Source organism: Serratia sp. 506_PEND (assembly GCF_001076875.1).
GTDB classification, from domain to species: Bacteria; Pseudomonadota; Gammaproteobacteria; order Enterobacterales; family Enterobacteriaceae; genus Serratia; species Serratia marcescens.
Genome location: NZ_JVEL01000466.1, coordinates 1 through 22,042, shown reverse-complemented (window position 1 = coordinate 22,042; position 22,042 = coordinate 1). Strand labels below are relative to the sequence as shown.

Here is a 22,042-nt window from a genome sequence, read left to right as displayed (position 1 = left end):
GTAAGCACGTGGTGAACTCACCTTGCGTTGCAAGGTGAGTTTGTGTTTTGGATTTTCAGAGGACTAACGGAAGGTATTGCCGGCGTACGGCAGCAGCTCATTCAACCGCCGGTTCGGCCACGACGGCAACCGCGTCAGTACATCACGCAACCAGGCATACGGCTCCAAACCGTTCAGCTTTGCCGTCTCCAGCAGACTCAGGATATTCGCCATTCGCTGACCCGCTCGCAGACTGCCTGCGAAGAGCCAGTTCTTGCGCCCAACCGCCACCGGACGTATCACGTTCTCCGCCCGGTTGTTGTCTATCGGTACCCGACCATCCTCCAGATAGACCAGTAACGCCGCCCATCGCTTCAACGTATAGTCGATGGCCTTGCGTATCCCCGAGTTTGGTGCCGTCTTCTGCTGCTTCACCTGTAACCAGCTTTCGAACGCCTTCAACCGCGGTTTGGCATAACGGTGTCGCCATCGTCGTCGTTGTTCTGCCGGGCGCTGCTTTATCCGTCGCTCCAGGTTGTACAGCTCGCGGATAGTGGCCAGGGCGATTTCTGCCACCGGACTGCCGTTCGCCTTGTGCTGGTCGAAGAACTTCCGACGCACATGCGCCCAGCAGCCGGCTTCCTTCACGCTACCTTCGTCGAACAGCGCCCGGTAACCGGCATAGCCGTCCACGACCAACGTACCCTGCCAGCTATCCAGCATCGCGCTGGCATAGGTGCCACTGCGGCCCGGCTGGCAGTCATACAGCACCACCGCCCTGTCTGCCCCGGCGGCGCTGACGTAGGCCCACAGATACCCCTTCTGGCTGTGACCTTTTTCGGGATTGAGCAACAGTAACGGTGTCTCATCCGCCTGCAGTACCGCTTGCTGCAGCAGGTCCTGCCGCAGGGCGTCGGCCAGTGGCTTCAGTGCCGCCCCCACCGCACCGAACCAACCAGCCAGCGTGCTGCAGGGAATATCGATACCGTGACGCAGGTAGATTTTCTGCTGACGGTATAGCGGCAGATGGTCACTGCATTTGGCTACGGTGACCTGGGCCAACAACCCCGGACCGGGCTGGCCTTTTTCGATAAGCTGAGGCGGTAAGGGAACGGTATGGACGGTTTCACAGCAGGGACAGCTGTAGTGCGGGCGCACCGTGCGATGCACCACCACCCGAGCCGGAATGTACTCCAGCCGTTCGCTCACCTCATCACGCAGGGGGCGCAGGGCGTGCCCGCAGTCGGGGCAGTCATGACTGCTCAGGTCAAGACGGACCGTTTCACGGGATAACTCTGGCGGCAATGGCTGGCGTTTGGGCGGTGTGCCAGGGAGCGCCTTGCCTGCCGGTAACACCGCCGCCAACTGCTGTTCCAGGTCGGCGGTGTCGGCATCGACATCCTCTTCCGCCAGGCTCCGCTGTTCGCCCTGGAAGGCTTCACTCTTGCGGCCGAAGCGCCAGCGACGGCCGGCCTTCAGCGCGTCTTCCAGGGCCTGGATGTAGTGAGCCTGAGCTTCGAGCAGGGCCAGAGCCCGGACACGTAACTCATGGGGATCTTGTGTGGTAAACAGCGCGTCGATATCCATATCAGCAGCTTGACATAACGGACGGTGATAATCACGTCATATCATGACGTTAACGTTTAACGTCTCAGGTTTCCCAGCCCGGCAGGTCAAGCCCCTCAACCTGTTGCCAGTCTACCCCCTTGGTCAGCCAGGCGAACTGCTCTGCCGTCAGCGGCCAGGCGGTATCCCCGGGGCGGGGCCAGGTGAAGTGGCCCTGATGCAACCGGCGGGTGCACAGCCAGACGCCGTGCTTGTCCCACTGCAACACTTTGATGCGTGAGCGTGCCTTGTTGCAGAAAACCACCGCGGTTCCCGGCGGTAAGGGCGAGGGCAAGTGTTCATCGGCCAGCCGGGTCAGGGTATCAATACCCCGGCGCATATCGGTCGGCTCACGGGCCAGCCAGATGGCATGAGGCATTAGCATAGGTTGAGCTCCGCCATGATGGCCGGCAACTGGCTGGGCTGGCAGGTGATGGAGCACCGTTTTAAATTCAGGGTAATGGCGGGCATATGCGGGTCTATGTTGGGGAGGGATAGCGGTGCCTCTTCAGGGGCAACAGTCACCGGAATAAAAGGGGGTTCAGCGGCCGGTGACGTTGGGATTTTGGTCCACTTGCCGACCCAGTTGCAAAAGGTTTTGACATTGAGATGGTGTTGCAGGCTGTACTGAGTGCGGGACAGGCCGCTGAATTGCCAGTCGGCGACATGTTGCTGCTGTTGTTGGAGGGTATGGCGAGATTTTGGCATGGGGGAACCTGCGTAGTGAACATGAGGTTCAAGCGTGCCGAGTCGCACAAGGATTAACAATGTGAGTTCACCGCGTGCTTACGAACAGGTAGAGTGTTTCGTCGGTATGTCTGCGACCGCCGATCGCCGCCAGCCCCGTTCCCGCCTGACGCGCCGGCAGAGCAGGGCACTTTTTACGTTCCGCACGTCCCACCTTGTCTAAAATAGAGTGGTAACAACTTCCGTTTATTTCGAATTTTTTTACCTCAGTATCGGTGCATCGGCGATTTATTCCCGTGGCGCTCGGTCTCCCAGGCTGTCAAAATAGACGACATCGGCAAGATTGCGCTACGCGAAAAATTTAAAGCGGGCAGGGGGGATTACCTTGCAGATTTTTCACAGCGCACCGATGTAATACATCTGTATTTCAATTTAAAACACCGCCAGGGCATGTGATCATCGGCAACCGGCCAGGCACAGACCACATGCTGGCACCCAACACACCGATGGCAATATCCCAGCCTGCCGGTGGTCACCGGGGGATAATGTAATTCAACAGAATTACACATGTAATACAAAAGACATACAGAAACATTCTTCAGAGGGGGAACCATGTTGATGACCAGCACTGATCGGCCGGTTGCCGTGACACAGTACGAGACCGCACTCGCGCTGCGGCACATAGGAGCTCCTGCAACCTTACCTCCCTAAATACCTGCTGGCGCCCGAGGTGGTGGTGTTGCTTCATTATCTGCCTGACGAGCGGCAGCGCATGTTGTATGCCACGTTGTGGAACACCGACGCACGCATTACCGAAGCCCTGACGTTGACGCCGGAAGATCTGCAGCTCGAGGGACCTCACCCCTGTGTTCGGCTGCGCACGCTGAAACAGCGCCAGCGGGGCAGGGGACGGCCATCGGCAGATGAAAAGATAGCCCGGATAGTGCCTCTGTTCGATGCCGGCTACGTCGATCAGTTGCGCCGGTTCCTGGCGACATTCCGCCCCGGCCGGCGACGCCCCTTGTTTGACGTCAGCCGGAAAACGGCCTGGCTGTGGCTGCAGCAGGCCGTCGCGCGCGCCAGGGAGGAGGGGATTGAATTTGCGCTGCCGGCCATTAATCCCAAGACGCTCCGGCACAGCTTTGCGATGCACCTGTTCTTCAACCACGTACCGCCGAAAGTGCTGCAGACCTACATGGGCCATGAACGTTATGAAAGCACGGAGGTTTACCTGAAGGTATTTGCGCTGGACGTGGCGCCGCAGCTGGGGGTGACGTTCTCGCTGGATCACCGCGAATACACGCACCTGCCGATGCAAAAATAGAATACGTATGTATTACACTGGTAATTCATAATGATGTGATATTGTATTACATTATATGTGCTGAAGCAGATGATGAGCGGGTGTTTATCCCGAGCAAGAACGTCGGTGCCACCTGTGTTAGCATGACTGCCATCCGTTATTTCGTGTGTCAGGATCATCAGGGAGAGTCATGTTGGGAGAGTTTAAGACGTGAAAATTGATGAGGTGGAAAAATGGCGTCCTTTCACCGATGCGGAAGGGAACACCTGGGACCTTTCCTTTCTCGACGCCCACGAAGTGATCTATACGCACCGCGGCGAGGGTAAGGCGGACAAGGTCTATAAATTCATCGTATCCTACTCGTTTCACTGCTTTTGCAAAGATTACCCGGAACAGAGCGAGGAGGAGAAGCGGGCGCTGATGTATCACTCGCCTAAAGAGTCACGTCCGTTCTGCAAAAACCGCTACGGCCTGGCGCAGCGCTACCTTAAAGACATGATACTGTCGTTGGATCGCCAGCGAATTATCCATGCCGGCTATGGCAGCTATGCGGTGATCGAGGCATTGAATGACGAGGGCGAGCGCTGCTATTACCACGTCCCCTTCAAAGCGTTCCGGGAACGGAAGAAACTCCGAATACACGTGACCAGCGCCTATGCGGTTGATGCCAAGCCAGGGGGAGGGAAGGTGGGTTTCTTTGTTATTGCCAGCAAGTTGTTGGCCGGAAAGCCGTTACCACACCCCTGAAATAACAAAACCCACCTTAAGGTGGGTTTCGCCAGAGAGAACTCTGGTATTCAGAAGCGCCTTTACCGGACTTGGCCTGACCAACTTACGTTGGTAGCGGGATGTCTGGATTAACCAGTCTGCTGCATCCTTAACCATATTATAGAGACCTCGTGCGTTATTGCAATCTAATATATCTGATACAGTGTTATATCGCTTGATGCCAGGATAATGATCACAAAAGAAATACATCTGTATTACATTTTGTGCAATGCGTTGCTGGTCACTGCCCGGATTGCCAGTTACACTGAATGGTGATGGATCGCAGAGTTCCTTTAACCATTCGTCAAAACGGGCAGGGCAGACAACGTTGTTAGACAAAACCAAATCCGTTACTACGGATAACACCACCGCAGCACTCAGCCATCTGGCGTTCTGTGCCCTGGCAGCATTGGGGCTGGCCCGCCAGGACGGCATCGTTGGCACACCCTACGCCGAAAATCTGTTCCTGATCCGCTGGCTGGCCACCGCCCAAAAACAGAAGCGATTTCCCAGAAGCGTCGCCGTGGATATCATCTGGCTGCTCGAACGTGGCCGTAAACACGGGCCGGCCGGTAAACTGCGCCAGCATCTGGAATACCTGTGGCGCTCCTGCAGCGTCAATCTCGCCGCGCAGTCCGATTTGTTCCGGCTCACTTACGCGACTGAAACCCTGAAAGATTGGGGATGGGACAACTATGTGATTGATGCCCGCGAGTGGCGGTCGGAAACCACACTCACGCCGTCCCAGCAAAACGGTTTTTACGTCGAAAAAACGGCGCTCAATGCCGCCTTCTCTCAGGATGGCCATCACCTGCAGCCGGTCTCTTTTCGCATTGTCGGCGACGCCGATACGTTCATTCAGGTCATGGCAGAGTATGGACTGCAGGCCCGCCTTGCAGACAGCAAGCCGACATATCAGACGGTAACACTGGAGTCAGGCGAGCACAGCAACGCGCCAGCCTGACATCCCTACGGTTGGATACAGTTGAGGAATTAAACGGTACGTATTTCTAGAAGGGGCATACCCAGTTGACGCCCAACAGTAGTGGTGGCTTATCACCGTCGGCGCGCTCCGTGAGCATTTGTGGATCAGCGTTGCCGAGGCTATCCTGATCGCGTCAGGCTAATCTTGGTTTCCCACGCGCCAGAAGCCGGGGACCGCCACACTAGATAGATCAATCACCTTGCCCCGCCCCCCTCAATGACTATGATCACCCTCGCAGTTTCCTGGCGCAAACATCACTCATCTGATAATAAGCAACCATATAGCCACGCAGTTAAATTACCGAACGGCGGTTTCCGGCTGATCCTATTTTCTAGATTATGGCAACTTTCCGGAAGTGTACCACGGCAGGAAAATAATCACAGCGCGGTTTTCGCGCCGGGGATCGACGTTAACGATCACCCCGACAAAACACAACATCTAGAAGAAAAATCAGCTGAACAAGTGGCACATGTTGTGTTTTGTGGGGCGACGGGGGAGGGTGACGATCCGCGGATCAGGGACTGCCAGAAATCGGATCTGAAGCGAAAAACACAGAAAGTTACATAGGTAAAACATATCCATATGTCACACATCTGCATATGTATCACCTATACACAAGTAACACATTGACCTATACTGAACCTATGCTGATGGGCTATGAAGCCATAAACCAGGAGGACATCATGCGAACCGTATCCATTTTTAAAAACGGCAACAACCGCGCCATCCGTCTGCCCCGCGATCTGGATTTTGAGGGGGTGAGCGAGCTGGAGATCGTCCGGGAAGGGGACAGCATCATTCTGCGTCCCGTCCGGCCGACCTGGGGCTCCTTTGCGCAGCTAGAAAAAGCTGACGCAGATTTTATGGCGGAGCGGGCGGATGTGGTCAGCGACGAGGGGCGATTTGACCTGTGAACAAGACCTATATGCTCGACACCAACATTTGTTCGTTCATTATGCGCGAACAACCGCAAGCCGTAATCAAGCGGCTTGAGCAGGTTGTTCTACGTAACCACCGTATCGTGGTCTCGGCCATCACCTATGCCGAGATGCGTTTTGGGGCGATTGGCAAAAAGGCCTCGCCGCGCCGCGCGCAACTGGTCGACGCCTTCTGTGCCCGCCTCGATGCCATACTGCCCTGGGATCGGGCAGCCGTGGACGCCACCACCGAGATCAAGGCCGCCCTGGCCGCGGCCGGGACACCAATCGGCCCGAACGACACGGCGATCGCCGGGCATGCTATTGCGGCCGCCGCCATACTGGTAACGAATAATACGCGGGAGTTTGCACGGGTGCCGGGTCTCATACTGGAAGACTGGGTGAAGTAAGCTGAGGGTTTCAGGGATCAGCCCGCATCACGCCCGGTCGGCTATTTCAGCGTGCCGGGTAGTTTGTTTTTAAGGGTGCTAAGCCGGTCAAACCTTCAGGCGTAAATCCCATCCAGCTGATGAACACTCCTCGTGTGCAGGTCGCTTTGGTGCTGAGTTTTCCTTCAAAGATGTGAAGATCGGCAGCCGGTGTCCTGTTCTGATGCCATTTTGCATCCATCAGGTAAAAATCATCATTCAGTCGAAAGCTGCCGTCATTCTGTTCGCCGGTATTGCGAAAAGACGAATGGGGGCCAGCTTAAAGGCACTGAACAGTTCAGCCAGCCAGGTTTCGAGCCGGAACGCCCGTGGATGCGGTGCCAGTGTTTTCATCGCGGATAAGTAAAGACCAGTCAATCCCGTGCCATACCAGGACAGGCTTAATGCCCCTGCGGTATCAGGTCGGTATTTTTCAGACGGGAAATCAATGCCAGAAAGTCATTCCGAATTTGTTCAACCTGCTCAGGCAGGGACTCCGTTTTATATTACCAGAGGGCACTGAGGCCCCCGCAAGGCGGTCTCACAATCCACCTGTTTTAGTAAGCTTCTGACGCGTTTGGCTTTTGATGATCCCTCCTCCTGATACCGCTCATCATCAATATCGATGTTCAGTTCTTCATCAAAAAAACGGACAACGCGCGGTTAGAGAAATCCAGTATCCAGGCTGGATCGCTTTCAAATACGAGATTGAACAGTCTCAGATCCTGCATTTTCAATTTCACGCCAGTCTCCTGTTTTTTCACAGTATAACGGGAAGGAATGCAGGAGGTAATGCGTAACGCTCTATACGTCAGCTTAGGCGTTTTCCGACTTTGCCTGATTCGGATCCGACTCGGCAGCCCGTAAATATCCATATGCAGACTCCCTAATTATCGCAATTATAAAAACCTCTGTTAATCCGCCAGTCATTGGATTCTGAGAAAGGAGTACATTGCTCTGAACCTGAACCCGTTTGCTGAGTAGAGCTGGCGAGTGATCACAGAAGAAAAGTACCCCCACTGGCCACTGTGCCACGTGCGATAAAACAGTTGAGTAGAACTGTAACGCGAAGGGATATCAACAACGACGCCTCGATGGAAAAGGGTGAAAAACAGTATGGCTGAGCCAGCACACCGCAGACCTCCTCCTGGTGTAGGAGGGACTCCTGCAACAACAACAGGCCTGTAGCGTCTACCTGACCGGTTCGAAGGGACTGCGTAATGGCGTGGTGAAAGGAGCCTGAACCAAACACCGCCAACCCAGGAGCGGTGTGAGCGATGACGCCAGAGATGTTCTTCAATTATCTGGCGGTACACATTAACGGCCAGAAGGTAGATGATAAAAAACCGTTATTTAATATCGGCCTAAACAATGCGGCGACAAATACAAACTGAAACCGGCGTACTGAACCATACCGCCGGTGCAGAAGTCAACGATGCGTATACCACAATCACACTCAACCGCGACATACTGAACAACATTCTCCTGAACAAAGTGACGCTGAAACAGACGCTGGATAACGACGAGTCAAGATGAGTGGCAAGATCGCTAATCTCGACGCCATGCTCGCATACATGGGTAAATGTGAATCCTGGATCCATATTGTCACACCTTAAATAAGACTCCCAGCGGATAAGTATACCTGCAGGGAGTACATAACTCATGGCATGACTCGTAGTCTACATTACAGAAGTAAGATACTTTCCGCTTGGCGTGGTGAAATGGTCAAATAAAGTAAAGCAACCCTCTGCGAAGGCTGCTTTTACACGATTATGACCAATAGGCAGGGTGAGGTAAGCGGTAGTACTGGTGCTTTCTTTTGGAATTGTGTTTCCAACTTTTGGCCACGTCATATGCATCCGAAGAGTAATCATCCCATGGGTCTGCCAGTCGCTTTCCGCGGGCAGCCCTCAGCTTCATTGGATATTCTTTATATTCAATAAGGTGGAGATAAAAAAAACTTTTTTCCTGCCGAGTGCTGAAACGCTTGAATAGCCAGTTTTTGAGTAAAGGGTAATAAACCCCAAAAAAACGACATCCAGGGTATGTGACAGCGTACTTGTACTGCTGTTTCAGTTTTTTCATGACACTTCCAGTGTTAGTTAACGATACCTAGAAGTGATCCTCTGCATAGTAGTTCATGATGCCCCTAATAAATCCTGCCTATAGTAGCCTGGAATTTACCGGTGAGGATACGGTAAAAGCACGCTTTCGGCTCAGTGTGCCAATTTTCCTTCTCTACGGTGGCGCCGGGTACGTTGTGGACTTATCCGACACGATCCGTCAGCGAAAACGCCAGGGGTGAGTCCCCAGGAGGAAATCTGGGGGCGGAATACCTACCAGCAAAACGTGAAGGACGATCACGCAGCATCCGTAATCCCTCTCTGTACGTAACTCCAGGGGGACTCGACGTCAAACACCATGTCTGGTGACCGCTGCGCTTCAATCAGTACATTGCATCGACGGGATAGGCCTTTACTCCTCACATGACATAGGCAGGAATGACATACAGCCTATTGGAGTACCCACAATATTGGTAATTGCGGATCAGGATTTATCAAGTGGGACCATGGTCCCACCTAACGAAATCCCCCTGTTATAGGCGAAGATAAAAGAAGGATAACGGATAAATGGGACCGTGGTCCCACTTCATGGATTAGCGGTTTTGCGGTTTTGCGATTTTGCATGCTCATCAAGCAGCGTTTCAATACGTTCAATCAACGAGGCAGGCACATCCGTCAGATGAAAGGAAACCGCATTATCCGAGTATTTAGCCTCAATACCGACGGCAAACTTTCGCACGGTGACATCGGGTTTTGTCCTGGTAACCGGCATCAGGCGTTTGAGCAGTTCTTCGGTACTAAAGGTGACACCTTCAGATTGCTGTTCATGCAGCACTTGAGTCAGCAGCTTTAGCGCGGCAAAATCAGACTCATGAAACCTGTAAAGCATTTCGCCACTACGGGCGCTCAGTTCATTCGGGTTCGCAAACAACTGTAAGGTTTCAATGGGCAGTTCGGCGGTTTTTATACAGCGCTGAATAATCTTGCGTGAGATGTTCTCTGCGTCGGCGAGATGGCTGACGTTGCCATTAAATTCAGAAAAGAGCCGGCGGGCATAGCGTAATCCACGCTCATACGCACTGGTTGGTCGATAATCATTTCCAATCTGAGATAACCAGCGCATTTGCGCATCGTTCAACTCACCGACGAGAACTTTGTACTCGCTACCAGTCAGCAGGGCGGCCTTACGACGTCGACTGCCATCGGCAATTTCGACAAGGCCATTCTGATAACGCCCAAAAGCAGGGGACTGCTGGCCTGACGTCAGAAACGAGGGCAACAAATCATCAAGGGAAGATTCGGTTAATAAGTCCTGAATACGTTCGTTGCCGGCAAAGATGGTCGTTTTGACTTCTATCTGATCCGAAGTGATGGTTTTCAGAACAAAGGTCACCTCCTCCCCACATACCGGCAGAGTGATACTGTTTCCTTTCATCGCGCTAACACGTGAAGACAGTTGGCTTACTGCGGGCGCCGAAGGCGAAAGATCGCGATCTTTGGCCGGGGCCGCATGAGTAGCTTCGTCAAAGTTGATCGTCGGTGCATGACGTAATACAGGGGCTCTTTTCATTACGCATTCTCCCAACGCGTTTTGATTAATCGATGATAAATCTCAGCACACACCGGCTCCCAAATGGACACCGCGTTACGCCAGGCAGCCGGCGTTGAACGTTGATTCGCCGCCTGCTCAAAAACGGTACGCATCCTCACCTGACCTTTGCCGACTTCATCTGTCACACGCACAACCTCCTTCAGCACCATCCCGCCCCAGGCGTTACGGATTTGGTCATCCATCCATTGAGATTGGCTGCCGACGGCATTACTGAATTTCGTGATCAGGACGCGAACATCGGGTTCAAAACCGTTCAAGTCAATATTGAGCATCAGATCGCGCAACATGGTAAAGAACTGCAGGGTAGAGACATAGTCATACAGTTCCGCCGGTGTAGGAACGACAATGACATCGGCAGCACAGGCGACATTAATTGTCCCTATCCCCAGGTTGGGAGCACTGTCCAGCACGATCACATCATAACTGTCCCACACTGATTCAATGGCTGCCCGAAGAAGAAGGTGCGGTGCCACAGGGAGTTTCCCTGCATCATGCAACGGATAAATTTCGGATTCGATACGGTGTACAGCCAGGCAAGAGGGAATGATGTCCAGGTTAGGCCAGCATGTGGGTTTGATGGCATAAGCCGCATCGTCACGTTGGCCCATATAATAAGGGAGAAGGGTGTCTTCGGGATGAATATGCAAATCCGGAACATACCCATGATAAAGCGACGCGGTTGCCTGAGGATCTGTGGCATCAATCAATAAGACACGTAATCCCTGTAATGCCATCCATTGAGCGATGTGGACCGATGTGGATGTTTTGTAAGCGCCCCCTTTATGCGCAGCGACTGCAAGGACAACAGGATCCTGTCCGACCGGCCTGGTTGGGCGGGTCCCGAACACATCTCTCATGGCATTGATTTGCTGTATCGAATATCCGGTGCGCTGCTCAACGCGTCCGATCATCGCGGTTTCCGGGGAGGGCAACTTTCCTGATTCTTCATAGTTTCGGATCGTTTGCGCCGTGACCCCCACCAGTTCTGAAGCCTCAGTGATCCGCCAACGCCGAGTAATCGCTCGAGCTTGAGGACTGTCATCACCAAATTGCGCTTTCGCAATTTCCTGTGTCATAAATTGGCCACGTTCGATACAACGATCCAGCGTTGACTTGAGATCCATGTGATTCCTTACTCTAATTTTGCACCTTTATAGTAAAACACCAACAAAAGTGCAAAACAACAGTTAAAGCGCATAAGGTGACAAATAAGGCATAAAAGCGACGTCTGTCAGCAGAAGACAGATCTAACGAGCTCATGAAGACGTTAACCAAAGGGATAGAATTAACAAGATATCCGAAGGATATTTGTTATTTTATTCTTTTTAACTTTCTCTTTGTCAATGAAATAATTCAATACTATCAGTGATATACAGTATGACGCGTGGAGGTTTTTTCTGTTTGCAGTGGATCCATTTCATGATCCACGTGGATCCCTTTTATGCCTTATGAAGAAGAAATTTCTGTTGATAAATTAAGATGTTGGACACTAAACGGCAATATTATTGCTACAGGATCGGTCTGAATCATCATTATGTACCTTGAGAGGTCAGACGCAAAGGTGGAGCTTTTTTCTGTTGCTTTTTTCTGTTGCCTCTTTCTTTACTGCACAACAGGTTACTCTCATCAGTGGAGAGATTTCCTGTTAGAGGTGAGTTATAAGTGGAGTGATTTTATGTGCGATGCAGTGAAGATCTGTGGAGACATTTCCTGTGGTTGGGTTCGAGAGCTGTTTGACTTGATGTGTGTGGGGAGGGAAGGGGGCCAATAATGGTGGAAGGATTTTCTGTATGAGTTGGCGGTATTGGGAGGAGGACTTTCCTGTTCATGTAACAAACGAAGGTGGAGAGATTACCTGTAAGGCCGTCAGGAAGGGGGGGCAAATTTCCTGTTAAAGGGGCCGGAAAGTGTGGAATGATTTTATGTGTATGCCATTCGGCACGTTGAGATCTTATTCTGTATTCAGTTTCTTCTGATATCGGCTTTTATTCGGAGGCTTGTCTGAAGAAAGGGGAGGGAGAGTATTCAGAGCATTTCTATGAGTGGAGAGACTTCCTGTTCGTGCGCGGTAAAGGTGGAGTTTTTATCTGTGGCGCCACGATGTCATTGCGCATCCTGACATGGGCGTTGGGAAGACAGGTGGAATCATTTCCTGACGTGGGTAAATTTGTTGTGAGGAATATCATGGTTCAAGGTGGAGATTACGATTTACGCGCCCCTTCCTAATGTGGAATAATGTTTTGGTGTTTCCACATTATGGATAGAGCGAATGAATCATGACACATTGACGGTGGTGCAGGGGAACGATCTTCTTGAAGGCGCCTATGGCGTCACTCTGGACGAGATGCGCCTCCTGAACCTGGCCCTTGCGCAAATTGATAGCAGAAAGCCACAACCAGACATGTTGTACACGCTTTATCCTCGTGATTACCAGCGTATTTACGGTGTCAATCCGACCAGCAGTCACCGACAACTGCGCGATGCCGCTGATAGCCTGATGAAAAAACCGGTGACGATCTACAAAGAAGACCGAAATGGGAAAGTCAGAACGGTACAGCTTTCCTGGTTTTCGCGTCTGGAGTATGTCAGCAATGACGACCACAGTGCGGTCGTGCTGCGTTTTGGTCAGGACGTTGCCCCTTATCTGTTTGAGCTGAAAGAAAGCTTTACCAAACTGGATTTTATAAACCTCGCCAGGCTGGATACCCCTTTCTCGATCCGTCTTTACAGCTGGCTGGTCAAGGCACGTAACCTGACCCGGTATCGGAGCCACGGGACCATAGAAGTGACCCTCGAGCTCGAATGGATGCGAGAAAAAGCTAATCTGCAGGGGAAATACCAGGATTACCGGGACTTTAGACAAAAGCTGCTCCAACCTTCCCTGGATCGGATCAATGCTTCGACCGATATCTCGGTGATTTGGGAGCCGGTGAAGATTGGCCGTTCGGTACATGCCATCAAATTTACCTACGTCGATGAGTCTGCACCGGAAGCGGTGAAACCGATGCGCCCACGTCTGCCACGTCGCCCTCATGTAACAGCCGGATCCGCCGCCGAAGGGGAATGGGCCAGAAAATGTATCGCACTACTGACTCGGTACATGGCACAACTGGAGGCCTACGATCCTAACGAGAAAGTGAGTGTGCCTGATTTACGAAAGCTGGCGGGCTGGTATAAGAAAGTGGGCCTCCGTGACCAGGAAAGAGAAACACTGGACGCCATCAAACTTCGGGCTCAACGCCGAAAGACGGCGGAGTGACATCTCTGATGTGCATCAAGTAAGCTCAGATAAAGCCCATAGCGGTCCGTGCAATATCCGAGACAGACTCATAAGTCGGCGTCGACGATCGCTTCCTTCATCACGGCGATAAAAATGTCCTCCAGAGTCCGCTCGCTGACAGGAGCATTAACACCAGCCAGTATCCTCTCCCGAACGACTTGGATCCGTTGCTCATATGCCCCCCTGGTGTGACACGAATAATCCGATTCATCGGCTCCTCCTCAGACGCCAGGCGGTTCAGGCAAACATGCCGGACCTCAGGTGGCTCAGCGTCACCGGCGTCCTTATAGACAGACTATTGCCATTCCAGAATCCGATTGAACAGTAAGCTCGCAATATGCTGTTTTTGAGATAATACAGCATGAACATGGATCACGCCGGCATTTTCAACCCGTTGCTGACTGTATAGAACACGATAACCATCCGCAGTGTTGCATTCACGGTACTTGGCACATCCCAGGGCCAGGAGTTCAGGACAAACGGGGCTTCCTTCAGGGAATAAGGCCGTTTTTTCTTCAAATTCATCCAACACCTGGGAGAGTATAGACTTTGGTTCGATTTGGCGAGAGCGAAGAAAATGTGCAATGGTTTGCATGGTCATTGTTGCCGTTGCGGAATACCTAAACGTGACTTTTCCCGCCGCCATCACAGACTGTCCAGTAGCTGTTCACGGCTGAAAGAACGTCCCTGCTCGAGATCTTTTTCAGACAAGGTCATCAGTTTGAGCAGCGCGATGCTCTCATCGCGGCGGATGCGGTCATCATAAGACTCGATCACATACGCAGGGTGACCGTTTTGCGTCACGATCAAAGGTTCGCTTAAATCGAGTTTGGCCGCATTTTGTTTCAAATAACTGATCGTCTCGGTTTTCATGATAGATATTTCCCGCAATTACATTTATTAGGTCTAAATATAGACCTAATAAAAACTGATGGCAAGCCGGGAATACACAGTCAGTCATACCCCATAATCCGAGGCTGTGATCCTTCATCGTGCCGAGACCGTTAGTGACAGTGTAACTCAATGGCTATCCCAAACAGTCGCACACGCAGCAAAAGGTGGAGATATTATCTGTTCGGAGTGAGCAGTTGCATAGCCTGTTCAGGGGTCATCTCAAATCGTACGCCCAGCTGGCCAGCGACGTCCAGTGCGAACACCCGGGTGTAGATCTCGGTACTTTTATAGTCCCGGTGCCCCATGAACGACTGCAGGATCTTTGGGTGTACCCGGTTATAGAGCAGATGCATGGCAAAACTGTGCCGAAAGGTATGCGGTGTGATGCTCTCGATAGAGAAGTGCATCCCTTTACGTTGAGCATGGCCCAGGGCGTCTTTCAACCAGTTGCGTGCGGTGTCATCGGAGATCTCCCAGACCGGCTTGGTGATATAGCGGGTAAAGGTGGCCAGATGATCGCGCAGCCGGCGAGCAAAACCGGGATCGAGTAGCGGCACGGTACGCCTGACGGGCGTGTCCTTTCCGGGGCGGCCACGGCGACCGGCGGTCTGGTTACGCTGCTTCAGGGTTCGTAGTACCACAAAAGGTTTCACCGCATCGAGCACAATGTCTTTCGGCGTCACCGCCAGGGCTTCGTTGATCCGTGCCCCGGTATTCCATAAAAAATCAAACAGCATCCGCCGGCGGAGATCGGCGATATTGTCGAGCAACAAGATAATCTCCGGCGCCAGCAGATAGGCTGGTTGGTCGGACAGGTTCAGCGCCATGCGACGCATGGCGACAGCCTGGGAAAAATCAAAATAAGGACTGGGTACCTCATCCCTGTTGTGGGCAGAGGGTTCATACGCAATCAGTGACACAATTCACCTCGTAACCATAGGTTTGCGACGATCAGAAAATTCCTCCACCTTTCCTGATCAGTCGCTCTCGGGAAGGGCGGAGTAAGTCATTTCACCTGATCGCGCTACGTAAAATCTGCAGCACCAGAGCCCTGATAAAAATTTATTTTTCACGTAGCGCAATCTGCTGAAGATTCGCCCATTTTCGTCGAAGGAGGGCGGGTACTGGCAGAAAACTCAGCCTCTATTGTGCCTGAGAACGCCACGGTGATCGTTCGCAATAAATCTGCTGCCGCGGATCTGCAAATCGGTAAAACAGGAGTATAACGGATAAATACCGATAGAAGGGGATCGAAATACTAGCGGCGGCTGACGCCCGTCGAACCGCCGCTAGGGGTTAAAAACACCCTATATGGTGTTTCTGACCGTTTTAAATATACCATATCTGGGTTATCCACAGAAACGGGGGATAACTAATGTACAACTCGGCTTTCCTCGCGTTAACCCTAAGGGGTGATAAATCATAAGTGCGCCTAGAAATTAAGTAAAAAGATTATGTTATGAACTAAATTTATGCTAAAATTTAATTTACTTAATACTATGCTTAAATAAACTATATTTTCCTATCAGGAGATCTCTATTCATGTCCAGCCAAGCTCTCGTCGAACTCGTGTTAAAAAACCTTGATTGTAGCCAGAAGGCGTTGGCAGAACGTCTCGGTATCTCACCGGCACAGGTCAGTAAATGGAAAAAAGGAGAATACATGTCCGATGACATGGAGAAAAAAATGCGAGAGCTCTCCGGCATCAATACGCTGGACCCTGATCTGGTGTTGTTAGTCGGCTCATCGGAACAAGCCATGAAATGGGAAAAAGTTATTCAATATATTGCTGAAACAGCATTGGAGAATGCGGAAACTGGCTACGAAACTGAGCCATTAACAGATCCAGATGGATTATTATGTGCTGAAACATTAAGAACTCTGAATGAGATGGGGATCACAATACCGAAAGAATTTCCGACTGAGTTGGATGTGGACTTTAGTGATCCCGATGAAGATATGGATTGGGATATGGTCGAGGAAAACCCCTATTTTTCACTGATATCTCAAATATACCGTGCCCTCAATGATGTCTATGGGTAAGCGTAAACCCAGGGCCGTATGTAGCCATTTAGCCAGTACTGGTAACTTAGACGCCCACCTGTTACAGACGGACATCTAAGTATGGAATCCCAATCCTGGCGAAAAGAACCCCGCAAGATTTATTCGAATGACTTCAAGCTTCGTATGGTTGAACTGGCTTCCCGTCCCGGTGCCTGCGTTGCTCAGATTGCCCGTGAAAACGGCGTTAATGATAACGTCATCTTCAAATGGCTGCGGCTCTGGCAGAATGAAGGCCGCATATCACGCCGCCTTCCGGCTACCGTAGTGACTTCATCACTACCAACGATACTACCTGTTGAGGTGGTACCTGATCCGACTCCATCTGGCAGGATGAACACTGAGCCAGCTCAGTTCTCAGCGCTGAACGCCTCCTCCTGTTGCGTCGAGTTCCGCCACGGCAAAATGACGCTTGAGAACCCGTCACCAGAGTTGCTAGCCGTGCTGCTCAGCGAGCTGACCGGGAGAAGCCAATGATATCCCTCCCGTCAGGCACCCGTATCTGGCTGGTTGCCGGCGTCACGGATATGCGTAAATCCTTCAATGGCCTGGGCGAACTGGTACAGCATGCACTTGATGAAAATCCGTTCTCCGGGCACCTGTTTATCTTCCGTGGCCGCAAGGGGGACACCGTGAAGATCCTCTGGGCTGATGCTGACGGCCTGTGCCTGTTTACCAAACGGCTGGAAGAAGGCCAGTTCATCTGGCCTGCTGTACGCGACGGCAAAATCTCCATCACCCGCACACAACTCGCCATGCTCCTCGATAAGCTGGACTGGCGTCAGCCTAAAACTACACGCCTTAACTCACTGACAATGTTGTAAAAAGAGCATGGCCTTATTATAAATGGGGTCATGAGTCAGGATTATCTTGCCCGTATAGCCGCGCTGGAAGACGCGCTCCGCCAGAAAGACAATCAACTCAGCCTCGTTGCAGAGACTGAGTCGTTTCTGCGCTCAGCGCTGGCCCGCGCCGAAGAGAAAATAGAGAACGAAGAGCGTGAAATAGAGCATCTGCGTGCACAGATAGAAAAACTGCGGCGGATGCTGTTCGGTACCCGCTCCGAAAAACTTCGCCGACAGGTTGAAGACGCCGAAGCCCTGCTGAAGCAGCAGGAGCAGCAAAGCGATCGTTACAGTGGCCGGGATAAAGATCAGCAGGTTCCGCGTCAGCTTCGCCAGTCGCGCCATCGCCGTCCTCTGCCTGACCATCTTCCTCGCGAAATAAACAGGCTGGAGCCCGCCGAAACCTGTTGTCCAGACTGCGGCAGCGATATGGCATACCTCAGCGAAGTCAGCGCAGAGCAACTGGAGCTGGTCTCCAGCGCCCTGAAAGTGATCCGCACGGTACGGGTGAAAAAGGCCTGCACCCGATGCGACTGCATCGTTGAAGCGCCTGCGCCATCACGCCCCATCGATCGGGGTATCGCCGGGGCGGGTCTGCTGGCCCGCGTGTTAACGGCCAAATACTGCGAGCACCTGCCGCTATATCGCCAGTGCGAAATCTTTGCCCGTCAGGGCGTGGATCTTAGCCGGGCTCTGCTCTCCAACTGGGTGGATGCGTGTTGCCGGTTAATGGCCCCGCTGGATGAGGCTCTTTACCGCTACGTGATGGATTGCCGCAAACTGCATACGGATGACACTCCGGTGCCGGTACTGGCGCCGGGCAGAAAGAAGACAAAAACCGGGCGCATCTGGACGTATGTTCGCGATGACCGGAACGCTGGCTCGTCAGACCCGCCCGCAGCGTGGTTCGCCTTCTCGCCGGACCGGCAGGGGAAGCATCCTCAACAGCATCTTCGTCATTATCATGGCGTGCTGCAGGCGGACGCCTTCGCAGGTTACGACAGGTTGTTCAGTGCAGAGCGTGAAGGTGGCCCGTTAACCGAAGCCGCCTGCTGGGCCCACGCGCGACGCAAAATCCACGACGTCTATATAAGCACTCAGACGGCGACAGCCGAGGAAGCCCTGAAACGTATTGGCGAGCTGTACGCGGTAGAAGAGGAAATACGCGGCCTCCCGAAAGCAGAGCGACTGGCAGCCAGACAATCCCAAAGCAAGCCGCTGCTGGCATCCCTGCATGTGTGGTTGGTGGAGAAAAGCGCAACGCTGTCGAAAAAATCCCGGCTGGGTGAGGCGTTCGCATATGCCCTGAATCAGTGGGATGCGCTGTGCTACTACTGTGATGATGGTCTGGCAGAGCCTGATAACAATGCCGCTGAGCGGGCATTACGTGCAGTATGTCTGGGAAAGAAAAACTATATCTTCTTCGGCAGCGATCATGGTGGCGAGCGGGGAGCCCTGCTGTATGGACTAATCGGAACGTGCCGGCTGAACGGTATCGATCCGGAAGCTTATCTTCGCCATATCCTGAGCGTGCTGCCGGAGTGGCCCTCAAATAAAGTGGCAGAACTGCTGCCATGGCACGTAGATCTCACCCATAAATAGCCGTCAATACGGCGCTCGCTTAACGCTTACGTCTATGGATTTTACTATGCTTATATTTATGACCTAATCTATGATAACGATGATGAGTTGTTCGATGTTGGCTCGGAGATTGAGTCATGCTTGTTGTTGTTGGCAGCCAGTAAGATTGATGTTAATAATGCATTCGCCACGAACCTCGCTATGTTTAAGTACCGAGTTACCTCTGATTATGGGCGGTGGATCTCTCAGGTTAAGGAGATCGCTTTTCGTAAAGGGTATCCACTGAAAGCCGAACTATTGAACCTAGTATATCACCCTCATGACTCTTTAGGACATGAAGCTGAAGCAGAGAGCTTAGGGTTTAACAAATCGCGCTTACACCCGGATGTTTATATGAACGAGTTACTGGTAGGAATGAGAACAATCCATCAGGTTTTACCCGCCATAATGAAGAAACTGGGTATGGAGGGGGAGTTTGAATTAGACATTACAAACCTAAATATAAAATAATATTTATTAAAAAAAATAACTCTCATGGGAAAGTCAAGATGAAGGCTTTCTCATGCTGTTATCTAATAATGTTATCGACGAAAAAAATCAGGTAAAAAAGGACACCATCCTTCCCATATTCTTTAACCAAGCGGGCAAGCTCTTTTTGCGCCTGACTTTCCTTTTTACGGCAGGCACTTTCATAACGCTCTTTGAAAACGGCTTCCGGTTCTGCTTTCAACCGCACCTGATCTTCATGGGTGATGAAGAACAAGGATTGTTTTGTGCGGTTTCCGACGTCCGATTCCGTTTCAACACGACTAATGGAAATGGGAAATGAGTGTTGCTTTTCTAAACTGCAGAAGCGCGCTTCTCACCATAATCAGCAGGAATGGTATAGCCTGACGTCGTGATCGACTTGTCATCTAACAGCGCAGCAAGCACACATGCCTGTGTACGATTGAGTGTCTGGACGGTTTCCTGTACCCTCACGAGATAAAGAAGGGGTGTCTACGCTGAGCAACAATGAGGGGGACGCGAAAGGACGGCCAGGATAACGCCGGTGCGTACCCAGTAATTCAATTTAACATAATGCGTATTATCTGAACTTTTTTAACATTTACAATGAGTTATAATTTAAATCCGCATACTAAACCTCCCGCCACGCCGTTTAACCTATACTTTGGCCATGTCGACAATAAGAGCAGCGACTTATGTTTTGCTCAGTTTTATAGACGGGAAGAATTGCAATGACGTCCAGTAAAACCTCGCGTTTATTGCGGCGATGGTCACAACAGCTCGCCAGTCTCCTCTACGTTCAACCAATGTACAAACCCAAAGACTGAATGCTGGAAAAGCTGAACGACCGGCCAGCGTCTGACCTGCTGGAAATGATAGCAGACAGATATCAGCCAGGGAGCACCATCATCATCAGCCTGTTGCCGGTGAGCAAATGAGCTCGGCTACAATACGTTCTTATTAAATTCACGGGACGTGTATATCGACCTGCTGACTGACAGCGGTACCAATGCCATGAGCGACAAACAGTGGGCGGGTATCATGTTGGGCGATGAAGCCTATGCGGGCAGTGAAAATTTCTTCCATCTTGAAAGCACGGTCCGCGAGCTGTTTGGATTTAAATATGTGGTACCAACCCATCAGGGGCGCGGCGCAGAAAACCTGCTTTCGCAGGTCGCGATAAAACCGGGTCAATTTGTTGCCGGTAACATGTATTTTACCACGACCCGTTATCACCAGGAGAGAAACGGGGCCACATTCGTTGACATTATCCGAGACGAGGCCCACGACGCCCGCGCCATCCTGCCGTTTAAAGGTGACGTCGATCTGCACAAGCTGGAAAGGTTGATTGCAGATAAAGGGGCTGAAAATATCGCCTATGTCTGCCTGGCCATTACCGTTAATATGGCCGGTGGTCAACCGGTTTCCATGGGCAACATGCGCGCCGTGCACGCCCTGACCCGCAGATATGGCATCAAAGTGTATTATGATGCGACCCGCTGCGTGGAAAATGCCTATTTCATCAAGGAAAGAGAGGCGGGGTATGGGCATCGGTCGATTGCCGACATCGTTCTGGAAATGTTTAGTTATGCCGACGGTTGCACGATGAGTGGCAAAAAAGATTGTCTGGTCAACATCGGCGGATTTTGTGCATGAACGATGAGCCCCTGTTTAATGCTGTCCGGGAGTTGGTAGTGGTATATGAGGGCATGCCCTCTTACGGCGGGCTTGCCGGGCGCGATATGGAAGCGATGGCCATCGGCCTGCGGGAAGCGATGCAGTTCGAATACATCGAACATCGTGTTCAGCAAGTGCGCTATTTAGGCGACAAGTTGCTGGCGGCCGGCATTCCCATTGTCGAACCTGTTGGGGGGCATGCGGTCTTCCTTGATGCCCGCCGTTTTTGTCCGCATCTGCTACAGGAGCAACTGCCTGCGCAAAGCCTGGCTGCCAGTATTTATGTTGCGACCGGGGTGCGCGCTATGGAGCGCGGTATTGTTTCCGCAGGACGCGATACGATGACGGGGGAAAACTGCACGCCACAACTGGAAACCGTACGCCTGACCATTCCACGTCGCGTATACACCTATGCACATATGGACAAAGTCGCTGACGGTATTATTGAATTGTTCCAGCATAGAACGAGCATTCGCGGTCTGCAGTTTATTTATGAACCCAAACAGCTGCGCTTCTTCACGGCTCGTTTTGATTACTGCTAGTGTAAAAATCGCTCACACGACTGTGCCGGGGACAGTTTGTCTCCGGCAGAAGGCGACAACTGGCCTTGGCGCCCCTGCTCATTACCGTCGGGCCGTACCCAGTCAGTAGCTGTTAGCGGCTGACCGGACTGTGTATGCCCCGTCGTTTCTGACACCCCCCTTTTTTATGCCTGGCCGGCAGCATACCTGGCCGCCACATCCCGCCGGCCCGGGTCCCGGGTCACGGTGGGACGGTGTCAGTACCTCAGTAAAACCCCCACAGCACCGTGCCCCGGCAGGCGCAGCCGGCCAGGCACAGCAGCCAGAAC

At 52.1% G+C, this 22,042-nt stretch carries 21 protein-coding genes and 3 pseudogenes; 12 read left to right on the top strand and 12 right to left on the bottom strand.

Annotation, left to right across the window (positions count from 1 at the left end; translation table 11 throughout):
• Positions 1 to 63 precede the first annotated feature (63 nt).
• From tnpC (ADK28_RS18850) to tnpA, 3 genes are all read right to left on the bottom strand, one after another.
• Entirely contained in the window at positions 64 to 1,566 is a 1,503-nt protein-coding gene (tnpC, locus tag ADK28_RS18850; RefSeq protein ID WP_048795398.1) for an IS66 family transposase, read from the bottom strand.
• A 64-nt stretch (positions 1,567 to 1,630) separates the two neighbouring features.
• Positions 1,631 to 1,969, bottom strand: a complete 339-nt coding sequence (gene tnpB / locus ADK28_RS18845) for an IS66 family insertion sequence element accessory protein TnpB (protein WP_048795397.1) — start codon at positions 1,967 to 1,969, stop codon at positions 1,631 to 1,633.
• On the bottom strand, positions 1,963 to 2,292 hold the full coding sequence (tnpA, locus tag ADK28_RS31705; protein ID WP_049191698.1) for an IS66 family insertion sequence element accessory protein TnpA: 330 nt from the start codon (positions 2,290 to 2,292) through the stop codon (positions 1,963 to 1,965). Before tnpA ends, tnpB (ADK28_RS18845) begins: the two co-directional genes overlap by 7 nt.
• Positions 2,293 to 3,001: 709 nt before the next feature.
• Here tnpA and ADK28_RS18840 point away from each other — a divergent pair.
• Both ADK28_RS18840 and ADK28_RS18835 read left to right on the top strand, forming a co-directional pair.
• Positions 3,002 to 3,595 carry a tyrosine-type recombinase/integrase gene (locus tag ADK28_RS18840; RefSeq protein ID WP_239686261.1) on the top strand — a complete coding sequence of 198 codons (594 nt, stop codon included), beginning with the start codon at positions 3,002 to 3,004 and terminating at the stop codon, positions 3,593 to 3,595.
• A gap of 189 nt (positions 3,596 to 3,784) precedes the next feature.
• Entirely contained in the window at positions 3,785 to 4,321 is a 537-nt protein-coding gene (locus ADK28_RS18835; protein ID WP_048796374.1) for a stationary phase growth adaptation protein, read from the top strand.
• Here ADK28_RS18835 and ADK28_RS31700 read toward each other — a convergent pair.
• Positions 4,307 to 4,681 (bottom strand): hypothetical protein, encoded by a 375-nt coding sequence (locus tag ADK28_RS31700; RefSeq protein WP_147882596.1) that lies wholly within the window; start codon positions 4,679 to 4,681, stop codon positions 4,307 to 4,309. The genes ADK28_RS18835 and ADK28_RS31700 overlap by 15 nt on opposite strands.
• Between ADK28_RS31700 and ADK28_RS18830 the strand changes: the two genes are divergently transcribed.
• The 3 genes from ADK28_RS18830 (at position 4,671) to ADK28_RS18820 (ending at position 6,654) form a co-directional block, all read left to right on the top strand.
• Positions 4,671 to 5,306, top strand: coding sequence for a DUF2913 family protein (locus ADK28_RS18830; RefSeq protein WP_048796373.1), 636 nt, complete (start codon positions 4,671 to 4,673; stop codon positions 5,304 to 5,306). The genes ADK28_RS31700 and ADK28_RS18830 overlap by 11 nt on opposite strands.
• A 704-nt stretch (positions 5,307 to 6,010) precedes the next feature.
• Positions 6,011 to 6,241: a type II toxin-antitoxin system VapB family antitoxin gene (vapB, locus tag ADK28_RS18825; protein ID WP_048796378.1), complete on the top strand. Its 231-nt coding sequence runs from the start codon at positions 6,011 to 6,013 to the stop codon at positions 6,239 to 6,241.
• Positions 6,238 to 6,654, top strand: coding sequence for a type II toxin-antitoxin system VapC family toxin (locus ADK28_RS18820; protein WP_048796372.1), 417 nt, complete (start codon positions 6,238 to 6,240; stop codon positions 6,652 to 6,654). The genes vapB and ADK28_RS18820 overlap by 4 nt, the downstream gene beginning before the upstream one ends.
• A gap of 85 nt (positions 6,655 to 6,739) precedes the next feature.
• Here ADK28_RS18820 and ADK28_RS33450 read toward each other — a convergent pair.
• Positions 6,740 to 7,415: pseudogene (locus ADK28_RS33450) on the bottom strand (DUF3644 domain-containing protein); the annotation flags it as partial.
• Positions 7,416 to 7,864: 449 nt separating this feature from the next.
• On the opposite strand from ADK28_RS33450, the pseudogene ADK28_RS33550 reads away from it, so the two are divergent.
• Positions 7,865 to 8,288, top strand: a pseudogene (locus ADK28_RS33550) (alkyl sulfatase C-terminal domain-containing protein); the annotation flags it as partial.
• Between the two features lie 154 nt (positions 8,289 to 8,442).
• Here the strand turns inward: ADK28_RS33550 and ADK28_RS18810 are convergent.
• The 3 genes from ADK28_RS18810 to sopA form a co-directional block, all read right to left on the bottom strand.
• Positions 8,443 to 8,757: a hypothetical protein gene (locus ADK28_RS18810; protein WP_048796371.1), complete on the bottom strand. Its 315-nt coding sequence runs from the start codon at positions 8,755 to 8,757 to the stop codon at positions 8,443 to 8,445.
• 564 nt (positions 8,758 to 9,321) lie between these two features.
• Positions 9,322 to 10,305, bottom strand: coding sequence for a ParB/RepB/Spo0J family plasmid partition protein (locus ADK28_RS18805; RefSeq protein ID WP_048796370.1), 984 nt, complete (start codon positions 10,303 to 10,305; stop codon positions 9,322 to 9,324).
• On the bottom strand, positions 10,305 to 11,471 hold the full coding sequence (gene sopA / locus ADK28_RS18800; RefSeq protein ID WP_048796369.1) for a plasmid-partitioning protein SopA: 1,167 nt from the start codon (positions 11,469 to 11,471) through the stop codon (positions 10,305 to 10,307). The genes ADK28_RS18805 and sopA overlap by 1 nt, the downstream gene beginning before the upstream one ends.
• 1,145 nt (positions 11,472 to 12,616) lie before the next feature.
• Here sopA and ADK28_RS18795 point away from each other — a divergent pair.
• On the top strand, positions 12,617 to 13,606 hold the full coding sequence (locus tag ADK28_RS18795) for a replication initiation protein (protein ID WP_048796368.1): 990 nt from the start codon (positions 12,617 to 12,619) through the stop codon (positions 13,604 to 13,606).
• Between the two features lie 316 nt (positions 13,607 to 13,922).
• Here ADK28_RS18795 and ADK28_RS30340 read toward each other — a convergent pair whose 3' ends face one another.
• From ADK28_RS30340 to ADK28_RS18785, 3 genes are all read right to left on the bottom strand, one after another.
• Positions 13,923 to 14,222 carry a type II toxin-antitoxin system RelE/ParE family toxin gene (locus ADK28_RS30340; protein WP_239686260.1) on the bottom strand — a complete coding sequence of 100 codons (300 nt, stop codon included), beginning with the start codon at positions 14,220 to 14,222 and terminating at the stop codon, positions 13,923 to 13,925.
• A gap of 50 nt (positions 14,223 to 14,272) precedes the next feature.
• Positions 14,273 to 14,500 carry a type II toxin-antitoxin system Phd/YefM family antitoxin gene (locus ADK28_RS18790; RefSeq protein WP_048796367.1) on the bottom strand — a complete coding sequence of 76 codons (228 nt, stop codon included), beginning with the start codon at positions 14,498 to 14,500 and terminating at the stop codon, positions 14,273 to 14,275.
• A 194-nt stretch (positions 14,501 to 14,694) separates the two neighbouring features.
• Positions 14,695 to 15,357, bottom strand: coding sequence for a tyrosine-type recombinase/integrase (locus ADK28_RS18785; RefSeq protein ID WP_239686262.1), 663 nt, complete (start codon positions 15,355 to 15,357; stop codon positions 14,695 to 14,697).
• 706 nt (positions 15,358 to 16,063) lie between these two features.
• Between ADK28_RS18785 and ADK28_RS18780 the strand changes: the two genes are divergently transcribed.
• The 4 genes from ADK28_RS18780 (at position 16,064) to tnpC (ADK28_RS18770) (ending at position 19,029) form a co-directional block, all read left to right on the top strand.
• Positions 16,064 to 16,564, top strand: a complete 501-nt coding sequence (locus tag ADK28_RS18780) for a helix-turn-helix domain-containing protein (protein ID WP_048796376.1) — start codon at positions 16,064 to 16,066, stop codon at positions 16,562 to 16,564.
• An 81-nt stretch (positions 16,565 to 16,645) separates the two neighbouring features.
• On the top strand, positions 16,646 to 17,059 hold the full coding sequence (locus ADK28_RS30335; RefSeq protein ID WP_075202106.1) for a transposase: 414 nt from the start codon (positions 16,646 to 16,648) through the stop codon (positions 17,057 to 17,059).
• Positions 17,056 to 17,406, top strand: coding sequence for an IS66 family insertion sequence element accessory protein TnpB (gene tnpB, locus ADK28_RS18775; protein ID WP_048796366.1), 351 nt, complete (start codon positions 17,056 to 17,058; stop codon positions 17,404 to 17,406). Before ADK28_RS30335 ends, tnpB (ADK28_RS18775) begins: the two co-directional genes overlap by 4 nt.
• A gap of 30 nt (positions 17,407 to 17,436) precedes the next feature.
• Positions 17,437 to 19,029: an IS66 family transposase gene (tnpC, locus tag ADK28_RS18770; RefSeq protein ID WP_048796365.1), complete on the top strand. Its 1,593-nt coding sequence runs from the start codon at positions 17,437 to 17,439 to the stop codon at positions 19,027 to 19,029.
• Positions 19,030 to 19,576: 547 nt separating this feature from the next.
• Here the strand turns inward: tnpC (ADK28_RS18770) and ADK28_RS33055 are convergent.
• A complete protein-coding gene (locus tag ADK28_RS33055; RefSeq protein ID WP_239686259.1) occupies positions 19,577 to 19,738 on the bottom strand; it encodes a hypothetical protein in 162 nt (53 codons plus the stop codon).
• A 713-nt stretch (positions 19,739 to 20,451) separates the two neighbouring features.
• On the opposite strand from ADK28_RS33055, the pseudogene ADK28_RS18755 reads away from it, so the two are divergent.
• A pseudogene (locus ADK28_RS18755) lies at positions 20,452 to 21,734 on the top strand (tyrosine phenol-lyase); the annotation flags it as partial.
• Between the last annotated feature and the right edge of the window lie 308 nt (positions 21,735 to 22,042).